Source organism: Aquirufa nivalisilvae (genome assembly GCF_004307455.1).
GTDB lineage: Bacteria > Bacteroidota > Bacteroidia > Cytophagales > Spirosomataceae > Aquirufa > Aquirufa nivalisilvae.
In genome coordinates this window covers 763850-779726 of sequence record NZ_SEWX01000005.1, presented here as the reverse complement: position 1 = coordinate 779726, position 15877 = coordinate 763850, and the positions used below count along the sequence as shown (strand labels likewise).

Genomic DNA, 15877 nt, shown 5'->3' with positions numbered 1-15877 from the left:
GCAATTTTCCGAGAAATGACTTTTGTCAAACAGTTGTAGTATTTGATTTTTTCCATTTATTTTGTGTAAATATCTTTCAACACAATTATAACTAAATTCCAAATTTATGCAGAAAAGATTTATTACTCGTTCTGTGTTATTGGGGGCGTTTTTTGCGCTTTTGATGGCATTGCCGATTGGGCAGCTATTTGCTCAAGTTACTAGCTCTTCTTTTACCGGTACGGTTACCGATGCTAAAGGAGAAGTTTTGCCAGGTGCTAGCGTTTTAGCTGTGCACACTCCATCAGGTACCAAGTATGGAGTAGCCACCAATGCCGCTGGTCGTTATACCCTCATTGGTGTTCGTGTGGGTGGACCATTTGTTCTAAAAGTAACTTTTGTAGGTTACAAAGAACAAGTTAAAGACAATTTATTTACTAGTTTAGGAACTTCTACTAACGTAAGTTTCAAGTTAGAAGAAGAAGGTCAGCAATTACAAGAAGTTGTAGTAAAATCTTCACGTTCAGATCTATTTAGTTCGAATAGAACAGGAGCTGCTACTTCATTTGCTACAGAAACCATCAATGGATTACCAACGATTGGTCGTACCATTGACGATATTACTAAGTATAACGCATATAGTAACGGACGTTCATTTGCAGGACAAGATTCTCGTTTCAATAACTTCACTATTGATGGTTCGGTATTCAATAATGGTTTTGGTTTAGGTAGTTCATCTCAAGCAGGTGGTCGTACTAGTACAACGGCCGTTTCATTAGATGCAATTGAGCAGATTCAAATCAATATTGCTCCATTTGATGTTCGTCAATCAGGTTTTGCAGGAGCTGGTATCAATGCCGTGACTCGTTCAGGAACTAATGATTTTACTGGTTCAGCATATCATATTTTTAGAAATAGTGATTTAGTAGGAAAGAAAGCTGATGGTAAAGATTTGCCTCCAGTAAATATTTCTGAGAAAACAACTGGATTTCGTGTAGGAGGTCCTTTGATTAAGGATAAATTATTCTTCTTTGCTAACTACGAAGAATTCAAGAGTTCTACTCCAGCATTAAACTGGTCGGCTAATCGTCCGGGTGCTACAGGTAACGTATCTCGTGTATTGGCCTCTGATATTGAAGATTTAGGAAATTTCATGAAGACTAATTTCAATTATGAAATCGGTGCAATTGATAATTTTAATAATGAAGTTAATTCTAAAAAAGGTTTATTGCGTTTGGATTATAACATCAATAACAACAATAAGTTAACGATTCGTTACTCTCAACATGATTCAGATTCAGGAGTTACTATCTCTAATTCAAATAGTAGTAATACTGCTGGAAATGGTAACCGTACTAACTCTTCGTTAGCTTTATCTCCACAGAATACAGGTTATATCATTCAAGATAACACACGTTCTATCGTAGCTGAGTTAAACTCTACTATTAATTCAAAATTTGCTAACAACTTCATTGCTACATACAATAAGCAAATTGAAGATAGAGCTCAAACGGCTTTGTTCCCAACGATTGATATCTTAAAAGATGGTTCTACCTATACATCTTTAGGTATGGATCCATTTACTCCAAACAACAAGTTGAATTATTCTACTTTGAATTTTACTAACAACTTGACTTATTTCAATGATAAACATACGTTCACATTCGGATTAAGTTATGAGTATTTTGTGTCAAATAACGTGTTCTTCCCATCATCGAACGGTGTCTATGTTTTTAACTCAATCGCTGATTTCAAAACTGCTGCTTTAGCTTACAAAGCCAATCCAAATTTGGCTGTTTCTCCAGTAGTGATGCCTCGTTTTAACTACCGTTACTCTTTGTTGCCAGATGGTGCTGAGCCATTACAGCAATTGAAAGTTTCGACTTATTCAGCTTATTTACAAGATGAATTCCAAGTGTCTGACAAATTTAAAGTTACTGGTGGTGTACGTTTTGACTTATTCTCTTATGATAATTCAACTTCGAAGGATTTTTATAATCCAGTTGTTGCAGGTTTGACTTACAAAGATGAAAATGGCAATGATTTGAAAGTAAACACAGGAGCATTTCCTCCAGCTAAATTATTGGTTTCTCCACGTATTGGATTTAACTATGATGTAAATGGTGACAAATCTCTACAAATTCGTGGTGGTACAGGTTTCTTCGTATCAAGAATTCCTCAAGTATTGGTTTCTAACCAATTGGGTAACAATGGTGTTAATACAGCGGTTATTTCTGCTTCAAACACAACTGCTTATCCATTTACGATGAATCCAACTGTTTACAAGCCAGCTACTACTGACATCAATAAATTGCCAGCTTATGTAGTAAATGCTTCAACAGAAGATTTGAAAAACCCAATGATTTGGAAAACTAACTTTGCTGTTGATAAGAAATTACCTTGGGGCTTAGTTGGAACATTAGAGGCTATTTATAATAAAAACCTTAACTCATTGCGTTACATTGATGCTAACTTAAAAGCACCAACGGCTAACTTTGTAGGTCCAGATACTCGTAGCCGTTTTGCTACAGCGGGTCGTTTCATCAATGCAGCTACTACAAACGTATTCGTGTTAACTAATACAGATAAAGGAGAGTCTTACTCTTTCACTGCTAAATTAGAGAAACCAACTGTAGATGGTTTTGGTGGAATGTTAGGTTATACTTATGCAGTTGCTAAGGATATTCAATCTGTTGGTTCTACTGTACAAGCTAACATTGCTACAGAATATGGTCAAAACTATTTGGGTACTTCTTATTCAGATAACGACTTGCGTCACCGTTTTGTAGGATTTGTTAACTATCGTTTGAATTATGGTGGTAAATTAGGTGGATCTACTATGTTTACTTTAGGTGCAGTTTCATCTTCAGGTTACCGTCAATCATATACATTCGGTGCTGACTTCAATGGTGATGGTCAAACGAATGACTTGATTTTTGTTCCTTACAAAGGCTCTGATTTGACTTTCACTCCTCAAACTATCAATGGACGTACTTATTCAGCTGCTGAGCAAGCTGCTGCTTTTGATACTTTTATCGATGGAAACGATTATTTGAAAAATCGTCGTGGAATGTATGCTGAGCGTAACGGTGCTTATTCTCCTTGGTTAACTCGTTTCGACTTTACTGTTGAGCAAGATTTTCATATCAAGACGGGTAAAAACAAAAGAAATATCATCCGTTTACGTGCTGATATCTTGAACGTAGGTAACTTAATTGATAATACTTGGGGTGTAGGTTGGGTTCCAACGAATGCTAACCCATTGCGTTTCACTACAGCATCTAATGGTACTGTTACTTACCAAATGGGTACTCAAGTTATTCAAAATGCTTCAGGAGCAAACGAAACAATTTTATTACGTGATTCATTCGTGAAATCAATCAACGTAAATAATGTTTGGCAAGCTCAATTGGGTATTCGTTATATCTTCGAATAGTCGAAATATACAATTTCAATATGTTAAAACAGGCTGCCCATTGGGCAGCCTGTTTTGTTTTCAACGCATTTTTCTCACGCTGGCAAGGTTCCGAACCTTGACAGCGTTGTGCGTTGATAACGATTTTGAAAATAATTTTATTTTAATTCAATTCTTCTTATCAAGTTCTAGATAAATATTGGACAAAAAAAAGCCAGCAATTGCTGGCTTTTACTTTCAATGTTATTTTTAGATTTTATTTAAACTCCTTATGATGTGCTAATCGATGTAAGTCATCTTGACTTAATGATTTGAAATATTCATAGGTGATTTTTAATCCTTCAGCTCTAGAAACCTTGGGCTCCCAGCATAATATAGCTTTTGCTTTGGTAATATCTGGTTTTCTTTGCTTGGGATCATCCGTAGGCAAAGGAAGTGAAATTAATTTCTGACTTGTTCCAGTTAATTTGATAATTTCTTCTCCAAACTCTTTGATGGTGATTTCATCTGGATTACCAATATTCACTGGTTGGGCATAATCACTGAGCAATAAACGGTATATTCCTTCAACCAAATCATCTACATAGCAAAAAGCTCTAGTTTGAGAGCCATCACCAAACATGGTTAAATCTTCTCCACGTAAGGCTTGACCAATAAATGCAGGTAAAACACGACCGTCATTCAGACGCATTCTTGGCCCATAGGTATTGAAAATACGTACAATTCTTGTTTCAACACCATGATAGGTGTGATATGCCATGGTCATAGCCTCTTGAAAGCGCTTAGCTTCGTCATAGACACCTCTTGGACCAACTGGGTTCACATTTCCCCAATACTCTTCTGTTTGAGGATGAACCAAAGGATCTCCATAAACTTCGGAAGTAGAGGCAATCAGTACACGGGCATTTTTGACACGGGCTAATCCCAAACAATTATGAATTCCCAAAGAACCTACTTTTAAGGTTTGAATGGGGATTTTTAAATAATCAATTGGGGAGGCAGGTGAAGCAAAATGAAGAATATAATCTAATTCACCGGGTACGTGGATGAACTTAGATACATCATGATGATAAAATTCAAAATTGGGAAGCTTAAAAAGGTGCTCAATGTTTTTCAAATCGCCCGTGATTAAATTATCCATGGCAATCACATGAAAACCTTCTTTGATAAAACGATCACAAAGATGCGATCCTAAAAATCCAGCTCCTCCAGTTATTAATACTCTTTTCATTTCAATGATTTATGATAATATGGTTTGACGGCCAATCGAATAATAAGTATATCCTAATTCCTTCATTTGAGATAATTCATATAAATTTCTGCCATCAAAAATGACTTTATTTTTAAGTAATGAATCCATCTTCTCGAAATCAGGAGTACGGAATTGAGGCCATTCTGTGACAATTAACAGTGCATCAGCTTCTTCCAAGGCCTCATAAGGATTTTTACAAAACTGAACGCTGTCTCCTAATAGAGCCTGAACGTTTGGCATAGCTTCTGGATCATACGCTTTAATGGTACATCCCGCCTCCAACAACGCTTCAATGTTATATAAGGCAGGAGCTTCACGAATATCATCGGTATATGGCTTAAATGCCAATCCCCAAATGGCAATGGTTTTACCAGCTAAATCATGGTTGAAATACTGACGTACTTGAGGTAATAATTTAGTCTTTTGGTTTTCATTAACCCGCATGACACTATCCAAAATATGGAATTTATAATTATTCTCTTCGGATGTTTTTGCCAGAGCTTGAACATCTTTCGGAAAACAACTTCCTCCATATCCTATACCCGCAAACAAAAAGCGCTTACCAATCCGAGAATCGGTACCAATACCTCTACGAATATCGTCCACATTGGCTCCTACCAATTCACACAAATTGGCAATTTCATTCATAAAGGTGATTTTGGTAGCTAAAAATGCATTAGCAGCATATTTGGTCATCTCCGCAGAGCGTTCATCCATAAAAATGATTGGATTTCCTTGACGTACTAAGGGAGCATATAATTTGGTCATTAATTCCTTGGCTCTGTCTGATTCTGTTCCAATCACCACGCGGTCTGGTTTCATAAAATCTTCTACTGCCACTCCTTCGCGTAAAAATTCTGGATTTGATACCACATCAAATGGCACTTTGGCATGTTGAGCAATAGCATTTTTGACCAATTCAGATGTTCCAACAGGAACTGTACTTTTATCAATAATGACTGTATATTCTTTTAATAAAGGACCTAAATCATTAGCTACTTGTAATATGTATTTCAAATCTGCTGAACCATCTTCTCCTGGAGGGGTTGGAAGTGCCAAAAAGATTACTTTGGCTCCTTCAATTCCTTCTACCAATGAAGTGGTAAAGTTTAATCGACCTTCTTCCACATTGCGGTGAAATAAATCTTCCAAACCTGGTTCATAAATGGGTACTATACCCGCTTTCATTTGATTAATCTTAGCCTCATTGATATCTACACATGTGACGTGGTTACCTGTTTCTGAAAAACATGTTCCTGTGACAAGGCCAACATATCCCGTTCCTACTACCGCAATTTTCATGGGTTAATCTTTATTTAGTTCAAAAATTTGGCTCAAAATTAGCCATTTTTCTTATAAAATTTATAATTGAATTGGAATATCAAAACTTATTTAGCTATCGGTATAATTTTACCAATACTTCCTGACGGCTCCATGCAACCTAACCAATTAGCTAAGGTGGTAGAAATGTCACTTATGCTCGTTCTGCTACTGAGTTCTTGTGGTTTCACCTTCCAACCATAAAACAATAAGGGTACATGAGTATCATAAGCATAAAGTGTACTATGCGTTGTTCCCGTCTTTCCACCCATGAACCATTGTGGTTTTAATAATATCATGAAATCGCCACTGCGAGCTGGATTATAGCCATTCGTAACCAAATCTTTATAGGGTTGAATTAAGGTACTATTCGCAACATCTTGCATATCAATGATGGTGGATGTACCCTCAATTTTAGAATAAGCTGCTAAAATAACTTGGTGTAATTTTTTACGATTGATGGCTAATTTTTCCACCAAAGAATGATCAATGTAAAATTGCGAGTTTTCACTTCCAATAATTAATTTATCAGAGCCAAACTCTTTTTGCAAGGCACTTTTCGCCTCTGTTAATGCTTTATTCGCCTCAAATACACCACCTGGCATTTTTTTCGATTGTAAGTATCCTGGAACCTCAGCTACGGCATGGTCAGCAGTTAAAAACACCAATACTCGATCTTTACCAAATTGCTTATCCAAATAGCTCAATAATTCAGCAATATCTCGGTCCAAACGTAAATACGTATCTTCCAATTCGATGGATTGTGGTCCAAAAGCGTGACCTACATAATCAGTTGAAGAAAAGCTAACTGCTAAAAAGTCAGTGTTATTGTTTTGGCCCAATTTTTCTTCCTCAATAGCCTTTAATGCAAAATCTTTCGTAATCGAATTACCATATGGTGTAGAACGAATGATTTCTAATGGATTAGGTCCTTCTAATGCATGTGGGAAAGTAGGTGTTTTTTCCGAAGGTAGTTTTCCTTCAAAAGGCAAATTGTCTTCTGCACTTTGAACATATGTATCAATGGGATATAAGGTATTCCACCCTTGTTTGACATATTTAAGTGCTTTTTCTTCGGCATTGAATTTCTGAACCCAGCTCGGTAATTCTTTCATGTAAAACGTGGAAGTAATCCAACGGCCTTCTTTTGAATCATACCAATAAGAACCATTAGCTGTATGACCACCTGGTAAAATAGCACCACGATCTTTTAAGGCAATGGCAATGGTTTTTGAACGGAAATTTTGAGAAATACGTAATTGATCAGTAATGGTGCTGGTCCAAAGATTTTTGGGTGACATAAACCCTGTTTTACCTGTAGTTCCTACCGTAGTAACTGTACTGTCTTCTGTACAATATACCTTTTTTCCAGTGGCTACATCTGTCCAATCATTTCCAACAATGCCATGAACCGCAGGCACTGTTCCTGTATATACACTAGCATGTCCAGCGGCTGTAACAGTAGGAGCATAGTTATAATGATTATCTTGGCAGTTTAAGCCTTCTCGCATCAAGCGCTTAAAGCCATTGTCGCTATATCGATCTTGATATTTATATAAATAATCATAACGCATTTGATCTACTACAATTCCTACTACCAATGCAGGTCTTTTAGCTAATGTTTTGGATTTGTTTTGAGCCCAAGTTGTACTAAAACTAAGTAGGCTAATGATTAAATAGGCAAATACTTGTGTCGTTTTTTTCATGAATAAATAGGAAAATGTGTTAATGTATTCGTTTTTTGGTGTAATAAATCTATTTCTAATAGTTTGGTTTCCAGTCCATTAGTAAGCACTAAATATTTGGAGTTTATCTGTTTTTGATATTGACTAATTTGCTGCCAAGTAATTTCTGTGAGCTTAACATGAGGTGCTTTACATTCAATCACCATAAAAACAGTCCCATCCTTAGCAAATATTTGAATATCACTTCTTCTTTGTAACTGATTAACAATAATGCCTCCTTCAATTTGAATCATTCCACTTGGATACTGCAAGTGATTCGTAATGTACTGCAAGCAGTGCTGACGCACCCATTCTTCTGGAGAAAGTAGCCTATATTTTTTGGCAATAGGGTCAAAAATATAGAGTTTTCCATCCTTTTTTTTTAATTTGTAATCATAAGGGGGAAACTGCAGCGTCAGGTCAGCTATAGGTTGCATCATAGGCCATTACACAAACTCTAAATTAATCTATTTGTAGATTAATTTCATCACGAACTAGCTCTTTTCATGAAAACTAAAGAAGAAATTGTACAAAATTGGTTACCTCGCTACACAGGTACACCCTTGGAAAAATTTGGTCAGTATATATTATTAACCAATTTCAAGAATTACGTCGATATGTTTGCACAAAAATTTGACGTAGAGATATTGGGACAAGATCGTCCTATGCAAACGGCAACGGCAGATAATATCACCATCATTAATTTTGGAATGGGTTCTCCTATGGCTGCTACCGTGATGGATATTCTTTCCGCCATTTCTCCTAAAGCTGTATTGTTTTTGGGTAAATGTGGTGGACTGAAAAAGAACCTCGCTTTGGGAGATTTAATTCTTCCCATTGCAGCCGTTAGAGGGGAAGGTACTTCCGATGAATATATGCCCAAGGAGATACCGGCTTTACCATCATTTCGCTTACAACGTTCCGTTTCTTCCATGATCAAGAAACACGAAAAAGATTATTGGACAGGTTTGATTTACACCACGAATCGTCGCGTGTGGGAGCATGATGAAGAATTTAAAAAGTATTTATCGGATATCCGTGCCATGTGCATCGACATGGAAACGGCAACAATTTTTACCGTAGGATTTGTGAATAAAATTCCACGTGGAGCACTCTTGTTAGTGTCAGATAATCCGATGACTCCAGATGGAGTGAAGACAGATGTGAGTGATAAAAAAGTTACAGATAATTATGTTAATCTACACCTTCAAATAGGTATAGATGCCCTGGAAGAATTAGCATCTTCAGGTGAATCGGTTAAACACTTACGTTTCGAGTAAAATTAGTTACAGAAATCTCGGATAACTTGGAAGGAGGGATTGTATCCTAATTCTCCTGATTTGCTTAAATCCAAACATCCTGTGGTGTCCGCTAAGGCTAATTTGATGATTCCTCTGACAAAATAAGCTTCTGCGTATTTGGCATTCAATTTTATGGCATTACTGCAATCTTGAATGGCATTACGTTGATCTCCCACATTGGATTTGGCCATGGCTCTCATGAAATAGGCATCAGCATAAATGGGATTTAAGGAAATTGCCCGATTATAATCTTCCATGGCTTGTTTAGGATCACCCGATTTTGATTTGGCCAAGCCTCTGTTGAAATATATTTCAGCACGTTCAGTAGTGAATTCGGCTATTTTGATTTTATCCTGAACTGAATTACGTAATTCATCTAATACGGCTTTATTCATTTTGGCCGTGTAAAGAATTTTAGCATTATCTAAATTTCCCATATCCACAGCTTTGGTATAATCCTCTATGGCACCACGTTGATCTCCTAGTTTAGATTTAACAAAACCACGGCCATAGAATGCTTCTACTTTAGCAGGTTCTAATTCTAAAGCTTTGTTGAAATCTTCTAAAGCACCTTTTTCTCCATTTTCTCCTCGAAAATTTTCCAATTGCGTTTTGCAAAATCCTGAATAATACCAATCATTGGCTTCATCTGGACTGATTTTTAATGCCTCATTGAAATCCTTTAAGGCATTGGCAAAATCATTTAATTTCATTTTGGCAAATCCTCTTCCAGAATAATACGTAGATCTTTTAGGGCTAATTTCAATGGCTTTGCTGTAATCCTCTATACTACTAGCAAATTCTCCTAATTTAACTTTGCAATCTCCTCTAGCAGCCAAGCATGGAGCATATTCTGGGTTTAATTCCAAGGATTTGTTGAAGTCTGATAAACCTCCTCGGTAGTTTTCTAATTTACTTTTTGATAAGCCTCTAGAATAATAAGCGGTAGCTTCTAATGGGTTTAAGCGAATCGCTTCATTGTAATCCTGAATAGCAATCTTGTGATTGTCTTGCTTACTATAACTTTGACCGCGGGCAATGAATGCCTCGTAATACGTGGATTTTAATTCAATCGCTTTTTCGAAATCCAAAATAGCTCCTCTGAAATCCTTTAAATTATATTTAGCAAAGCCTCGGTTATAAAAAGCAATAGGATTGGGATTAGCTGTGTTTTTCTCTATTTCAATACTGAAGTTTCGCAATGCCTCAGCATAATTACCAGTTTTGTTTTGAGTTAAACCTAATTCCATGTAATTGACGCCTTCTTGAGCCAAAACTGAATTAGAAATAAGTAGTAAGCAGGCAATAGCCAGAGAAGTCCACTTCATGGTTAAATTTAAATTTATACTGTAAAAATAAGGGAAATCACTCGCTAAGAAAAATTTGAGTAAAGCCAAATACTAAAATTAGCCATAAGGTAATTAAAGCTGTTTTTTTTAAATATGGATCTATTTGTGTTGGCGTTAAACTAGGTTGTAATTTATTGGCTAATAAGGCTATAGGAATGAAGGCTGCCAGCATGGTGGAGCTTTGCATTAAAGTAGGAGGGGTTCCATGATTTAACATGGGAAATAGACCAAAACTTAAGATGGTCAAAATGTAAAGGAATTTTTGATATAAAAATCCAGCGGTTTTACCAATACGAACAGGAATGGAGAGTTTGCCTTGTTTTTTGTCATTTTCTAGGTCACGTAAATTATTCAAATTCAACACAGCTACTGACATAAATCCACAACCTGCTGCTGGTAAAAAAGTAACAAATTTGAATTCTAACGTTTGTAAGAAATAGACTCCAACTGTACCTACTAAACCAAAAAATAGAAATACGGAAAGGTCTCCCAATCCCATATATCCATAGGGTCTTTTCCCCACGGTATAGGCAATAGCTGCAGCTATTGCCAATATGCCTAAAACTAAAAATCCAAGTATAATTTCAATACTCGCCGTTTGAAGGCTGATATACAATAGACTGATGCCCGAAATAAACGCTAAGAGTGCACTGATATAAACGGCTTTTTTCATTTCTGAAGGACTAATGGCCCCAGTTTGAACAGCCCTTAGTGCCACTTTTCTATCGGCATTATCAACGCCATTTTGTGTATCCCCCAAATCATTGGCAAAATTGGATAAAATTTGAAGCAGCAGGGTCGTAAGAATGGCTAAGGCACCAATAGTCCAAAGAAAATGACCATCTACATAGGCCAATATATTTCCTAAAATGGTACTTGCTATGGCCAATGGTAATGTGCGGGGCCTAGCGGCTTCAACCCAACGATTCATATATTTTCGTATTAATTAGAAACAAATATCCCTGAATTAGGTCATAATTCAGGGATGTAAGAAATCAATTACTTCGCTAAAGCTTGAAGGAACTCAGGACTTGTAGGTTTAATTGCCGAAGCAAAAAAGTTAACTAGTTCACCCTTTTCGTTGATGACATATTTACAGAAATTCCAGCTTGGTTCTTTTTCATTCCAACCATTACCTTTTTTATCTGTAAGCCATTTGTATAAATCACATTTTCCATCGCCTTTTACCACGACTTTTTCCATCATTTGGAAACTAACACCGTAGTTTTTTTGGCAAAAACTCGCAATTTCTTCGTTGCTACCTGGTTCTTGACCCCCAAATTCATTGGCAGGGAAACCTAAGATAACAATGTCTTTATTAGCTTGATGGAATTTCTCCCAATCAGCATACTGTGGTGTATAACCACATTTAGAAGCGGTATTTAATACCACTACTTTCTTACCTTTAAATTGGCTAAAGTCTATAACCTTGCCATCAATACCTTTCATTTTGAAATTATGAAAAGTCGGTGCTGCAACAACAGTTTCCACGTTTTCTGGGCGATTTAAAATGATGTTTTGCGTAAACGGCAATGTAAGAGCCGTTAATAAGGATCCAATTTTTACAATATTTACTAGCATAACGATAGTGATTAATATAAGTGAGAAAGTTAAAATTCGTTTCATGTTACATTCGTTCAGGAGAAACTATCCCCAATAACGAAGTTGCGTGCTGAATTGTTTTGCCTGTTAAGTCTGCCAAGGTAAGTCGAATTGTTCTAATCTCCTCGCTTTCTTCATTTAAGATGGTCAATTCATTGTAAAATTTATTGAATTGTTTTGCTAAATCAAAGGAATATTGTGCAATAATTGAAGGAGAGAAGTTTTCACATGCTTCTGCTAGTTTCGTTTTGTAGGTTCCCAACAGATAAATTAATTCTCTTTCAGATTCCGCAAAGGATATGTTCGATTGAGTTTCGCCACTTAGAGGAAAGCCTTTTTCTGTGGCTTTTCTACGGATAGAGCATATTCTTGTATGAGTATATTGAATGAAAGGGCCTGTATTTCCTTGGAAATCAATGGATTCCTCCGGATTAAATAACATGCGTTTTTTAGGGTCCACTTTTAATAAAAAGTATTTTAATGCGCCCATTCCCAATTGTTGAAACAATTGATTCGACTCTTCTTCTGTGAAACCTTCTATTTTTCCTAATTCCAAGGTTCTTTCTTTGGCAGTATTTACCATTTCCTGCATCAAATCATCCGCATCCACTACCGTTCCTTCTCTTGATTTCATTTTACCATTTGGTAAATCCACCATACCATAGGATAGGTGATAATTCCCTAGTGAGAAAGGTTTATTCAATTTCTTTAAAATATGAAACAAGACCTCAAAATGGTAATCTTGCTCATTACCAACCACATATATAGACTGTTGTGCTCCAAAGTCTTCATATTTTAATTGGGCAGTTCCCATATCCTGGGTGATGTACACCGAAGTTCCATCCTTTCTCAATACCAATTTCTCATCCAATCCTTCTTCCTCCAGATTAATCCAAACAGAACCATCAGGCTTTTGATAGAATACTCCTTGAGCTAATCCTTCATCAACTAATTTTTTACCTAATAAATACGTATTGGATTCGCGATAAATTTTGTCAAAATCAACGCCCATTTGCTTATAACTAGCCGCAAAGCCATCCAATACCCAGGCGTTCATGGTTTCCCATAACTGGATCACAGACGGTTCTCCTTGTTCCCAAGCCAATAACATAGCCTGAGCTTGTAACATGATTGGAGCTTGTGCTTTCGCTTTTTCTGGATCAATACCAGTAGCAACTAATTGTTCAATTTCAGATTTATAAGCCCTATCAAAGGCCACATAATATTTACCTACTAAATGGTCGCCTTTCAATCCACTGGAATCAGGTGTTTCGCCGTTGCCAAATAATTGATAAGCCAACATCGACTTGCAAATATGTATGCCCCGGTCATTGACTAAATTAGTTTTAATCACCTCATAACCACCGGCTTTTAGTATTTGAGCGACCGAATAGCCCAGAAAATTGTTTCTTAAATGACCTAAATGAAGTGGTTTATTGGTATTGGGGGAGGAATATTCAATGACAATTTTTTCATTTTTATGTGCCAATTGAAACGCCGATTTATCTAAGGCTAATTCTTGCAATAATCCATACCAAACAGAATCGTGTAAGGAAATATTCAAAAATCCTTGAACAACTTGGTAGGCTTTTACTAATTGAGGGTTGTTTTCAACTAAGAAATCACCCAAGGCTTGAGCAATTTGTGCCGGTGCCTTGCCAGCCCTTTTGGTATATGGAAATACAACAAAAGTATAGGCTCCTTCAAATTCCTTTTTAGTTTCTTGAAGGCTGAGGTCACTTTCCTCTATTTGAAATAAGGAACTTAAACCGGCTTGAATACTTGCAATGAGTTGTACTTGTATACTCGACATACCAAAGACGAAGAAATTGTGATTAAAATGTTTGCAAAGGTAGCCAATTCAAGCTAAACATTGATTCTCGACTTAATAAAAGAGGAATTAATCTTTACCTTTGTGATATGATACAGTCCATTTACGACGACGCAGTAAAATCATTAAAATCAGGAGGAGTACTCTTATATCCTAGTGATACCATCTGGGGTTTAGGTTGTGATGCCCGGATGGATGCGTCCATTGAGAAATTGTTTGACATCAAACAAAGACCAGAAAACAAGGGTCTAATTTTGCTTATATCCAAGATAGAGCAGTTAAATGAATATGTAGAGCAAGTGCCAGATATAGCTTGGGATTTAGTAGATTTTGCCGAAGATCCCTTAACAGTTATTTATCCCAAAGGTAAAAACGTTAGTAAGCATGTGTTAGGTCCTGAAGGAACCATTGCCATTCGTTTAGTTAAAGATGAGTTTTGTAAAGGTCTTGTTTATCGATACCAAAGAGCGATTGTTTCCACTTCAGCGAATATTTCAGGAGAGCCTTCACCAGAAAACTTTGAGACTGTTTCACCTATAATAAAAGGAGGAGTAGACTATATTTTACAAAACCCAAATCCTCCCAAAGGGAAAGCCAAGGCATCTAAAATTGTCAAATTAGGCTTGAATGGTGATTATACTATGATTCGTCCATGATAAAAACGGGAAAGGAAATTATTGAGAATCCAATTTTTGTCAAGATTGGAGCTGCTGCTGACCGTTTAGGATTAGATACCTATGTCATTGGAGGATATGTACGTGATGCCATTTTAGGTAGAGATAGTAAGAAAGACATTGATGTAGTTTGCATAGGCTCTGGAATTGCATTAGCAGAAGAAGTAGCCCGTGAATTTAATTTGCCTGAACATCAAGTTTCCGTTTTTAAGAACTTCGGTACAGCCATGTTGAAAGTGGACGATTGGGACTTAGAATTTGTTGGGGCGAGAAAAGAATCCTACCAACGTGATTCCAGAAAACCCATCGTGGAGGAAGGCAGTTTAGAAGATGATCAAAATCGAAGAGATTTTACCATCAATGCCATGGCAGTTCAGTTAAATTCAATGCATTGGGGTAAACTTCTGGATCCTTTTGATGGATTGAAAGACTTAGAAGCTCGAATTTTACGAACACCTCTCGAGCCAGGAATTACCTTTTCTGATGATCCATTGCGCATGATGCGCGCCATTCGTTTTGCTGCTCAGTTAGGTTTTGATATACATCCTACCACATTTGAGGCGCTTCAAGTAGAGAATGTTCGCTTGGAAATTATTTCTATGGAGCGTATTTCGGAAGAATTAAACAAAATTATACTTTGCAGAAAACCTTCCTATGGTTTTTTACTTTTAGACGCCTGTGGGATTTTACCCATCATTTTCCCTGAATTTGTTAAGCTAAAAGGGGTGGATACAGAAGATGGAAAAGGACATAAAGATAATTTTTACCATACCCTTCAGGTTTTAGATAATATTTCTCAACACACAGACGATTTGTGGTGGCGTTGGGCTGCCATTTTACATGATATTGCCAAACCTGCCACCAAACGTTTTGATCCTAAAAAAGGCTGGACATTTCATGGACATGAAGAAATGGGAGCGAGACAAGTGCCCGCTATTTTCAAGCGATTAAAATTGCCTTTGAATGAGAAGATGAAATTAGTTCAAAAGCTCGTTCGATTGCATTTGAGGCCAATTGCTTTGTCAAAAGAAGAAATTACCGATGCGGCTTTACGTCGATTGTTATTTGAGGCAGGTGAGGAGTTAGAAGCATTAATGACACTTTGTCGAGCTGATATCACTTCCAAAAATGGAGATAAAGTAAAGCGCTATTTAAAGAATTTTGATAAAGTAGAAGAGAAATTGAAGGAGGTCGAAGAGAAGGACTCCTTGAGGAATTTTCAACCTGTCATTTCGGGTGAGATTATCATGCAAGTCTTTGATATTGGACCAGGAAAAGAAATTGGTTTAATCAAAGTGGCTATTCGAGAAGCAATATTAGAAGGTCAAGTCAAAAATGATTTAGCTTCTGCCTGGGAATTTATGTTGGAAGAAGGGAAGAAACTTGGATTGAATCCTCAATTAAGTTTGGCAGATTTGGCATAAAAAAAG

At 36.7% G+C, this 15877-nt stretch carries 12 protein-coding genes; 4 read left to right on the top strand and 8 right to left on the bottom strand.

Translation table 11 applies throughout. The features are described 5' to 3' along the window. Positions 1–106 precede the first annotated feature (106 nt). The gene (locus tag EWU22_RS10290; RefSeq protein WP_130925454.1) at positions 107–3415 is read left to right on the top strand and encodes a TonB-dependent receptor; all 3309 of its coding nucleotides are present in this window, start codon (positions 107–109) and stop codon (positions 3413–3415) included. Positions 3416–3650: 235 nt separating this feature from the next. Here the strand turns inward: EWU22_RS10290 and EWU22_RS10285 are convergent, their stop codons facing one another. The 4 genes from EWU22_RS10285 to EWU22_RS10270 form a co-directional block, all read right to left on the bottom strand. Then, positions 3651–4625, bottom strand: a complete 975-nt coding sequence (locus EWU22_RS10285) for a UDP-glucuronic acid decarboxylase family protein (RefSeq protein WP_130925453.1) — start codon at positions 4623–4625, stop codon at positions 3651–3653. A gap of 9 nt (positions 4626–4634) precedes the next feature. Next, a complete protein-coding gene (locus tag EWU22_RS10280) occupies positions 4635–5948 on the bottom strand; it encodes a UDP-glucose dehydrogenase family protein (protein WP_130925452.1) in 1314 nt (437 codons plus the stop codon). Between the two features lie 86 nt (positions 5949–6034). Further along, positions 6035–7672: an alkaline phosphatase PafA gene (gene pafA / locus EWU22_RS10275; RefSeq protein ID WP_130925451.1), complete on the bottom strand. Its 1638-nt coding sequence runs from the start codon at positions 7670–7672 to the stop codon at positions 6035–6037. Further along, the gene (locus tag EWU22_RS10270; protein ID WP_130925450.1) at positions 7669–8130 is read right to left on the bottom strand and encodes a type I restriction enzyme HsdR N-terminal domain-containing protein; all 462 of its coding nucleotides are present in this window, start codon (positions 8128–8130) and stop codon (positions 7669–7671) included. Before EWU22_RS10270 ends, pafA begins: the two co-directional genes overlap by 4 nt. 66 nt (positions 8131–8196) lie before the next feature. On the opposite strand from EWU22_RS10270, the gene EWU22_RS10265 reads away from it, so the two are divergent. After that, positions 8197–8970, top strand: coding sequence for an AMP nucleosidase (locus EWU22_RS10265; protein ID WP_109323234.1), 774 nt, complete (start codon positions 8197–8199; stop codon positions 8968–8970). Between the two features lie 2 nt (positions 8971–8972). On the opposite strand, the gene EWU22_RS10260 is transcribed toward EWU22_RS10265, so the two are convergent. From EWU22_RS10260 to argS, 4 genes are all read right to left on the bottom strand, one after another. After that, complete coding sequence (locus EWU22_RS10260; protein WP_130925449.1) at positions 8973–10319, bottom strand: tetratricopeptide repeat protein; 1347 nt, start codon at positions 10317–10319, stop codon at positions 8973–8975. Between the two features lie 37 nt (positions 10320–10356). Further along, positions 10357–11271 carry a 1,4-dihydroxy-2-naphthoate octaprenyltransferase gene (menA, locus tag EWU22_RS10255; RefSeq protein WP_130925448.1) on the bottom strand — a complete coding sequence of 305 codons (915 nt, stop codon included), beginning with the start codon at positions 11269–11271 and terminating at the stop codon, positions 10357–10359. A 68-nt stretch (positions 11272–11339) separates the two neighbouring features. Beyond that, positions 11340–11966, bottom strand: a complete 627-nt coding sequence (locus EWU22_RS10250) for a glutathione peroxidase (RefSeq protein WP_130925447.1) — start codon at positions 11964–11966, stop codon at positions 11340–11342. Between the two features lies 1 nt (position 11967). Further along, a complete protein-coding gene (argS, locus tag EWU22_RS10245) occupies positions 11968–13755 on the bottom strand; it encodes an arginine--tRNA ligase (protein ID WP_130925446.1) in 1788 nt (595 codons plus the stop codon). A 107-nt stretch (positions 13756–13862) separates the two neighbouring features. On the opposite strand from argS, the gene EWU22_RS10240 reads away from it, so the two are divergent. Further along, on the top strand, positions 13863–14429 hold the full coding sequence (locus tag EWU22_RS10240) for an L-threonylcarbamoyladenylate synthase (protein WP_130925445.1): 567 nt from the start codon (positions 13863–13865) through the stop codon (positions 14427–14429). Continuing rightward, positions 14426–15871, top strand: a complete 1446-nt coding sequence (locus EWU22_RS10235) for a CCA tRNA nucleotidyltransferase (RefSeq protein WP_130925444.1) — start codon at positions 14426–14428, stop codon at positions 15869–15871. The genes EWU22_RS10240 and EWU22_RS10235 overlap by 4 nt, the downstream gene beginning before the upstream one ends. Positions 15872–15877: the final 6 nt, after the last annotated feature.

Excerpts from the sequence above, each read along its gene's own strand:
- pafA (WP_130925451.1), bottom strand. The coding sequence starts at position 7,672 with ATGAAAAAAACGACACAAGTATTTGCCTATTTAATCATTAGCCTACTT.
- EWU22_RS10240 (WP_130925445.1), top strand. The coding sequence starts at position 13,863 with ATGATACAGTCCATTTACGACGACGCAGTAAAATCATTAAAATCAGGA.
- EWU22_RS10235 (WP_130925444.1), top strand. The coding sequence starts at position 14,426 with ATGATAAAAACGGGAAAGGAAATTATTGAGAATCCAATTTTTGTCAAG.
- EWU22_RS10265 (WP_109323234.1), top strand. The coding sequence starts at position 8,197 with ATGAAAACTAAAGAAGAAATTGTACAAAATTGGTTACCTCGCTACACA.
- EWU22_RS10290 (WP_130925454.1), top strand. The coding sequence starts at position 107 with ATGCAGAAAAGATTTATTACTCGTTCTGTGTTATTGGGGGCGTTTTTT.
- EWU22_RS10280 (WP_130925452.1), bottom strand. The coding sequence starts at position 5,948 with ATGAAAATTGCGGTAGTAGGAACGGGATATGTTGGCCTTGTCACAGGA.
- argS (WP_130925446.1), bottom strand. The coding sequence starts at position 13,755 with ATGTCGAGTATACAAGTACAACTCATTGCAAGTATTCAAGCCGGTTTA.
- EWU22_RS10285 (WP_130925453.1), bottom strand. The coding sequence starts at position 4,625 with ATGAAAAGAGTATTAATAACTGGAGGAGCTGGATTTTTAGGATCGCAT.
- EWU22_RS10270 (WP_130925450.1), bottom strand. The coding sequence starts at position 8,130 with ATGATGCAACCTATAGCTGACCTGACGCTGCAGTTTCCCCCTTATGAT.
- EWU22_RS10250 (WP_130925447.1), bottom strand. The coding sequence starts at position 11,966 with ATGAAACGAATTTTAACTTTCTCACTTATATTAATCACTATCGTTATG.
- menA (WP_130925448.1), bottom strand. The coding sequence starts at position 11,271 with ATGAATCGTTGGGTTGAAGCCGCTAGGCCCCGCACATTACCATTGGCC.
- EWU22_RS10260 (WP_130925449.1), bottom strand. The coding sequence starts at position 10,319 with ATGAAGTGGACTTCTCTGGCTATTGCCTGCTTACTACTTATTTCTAAT.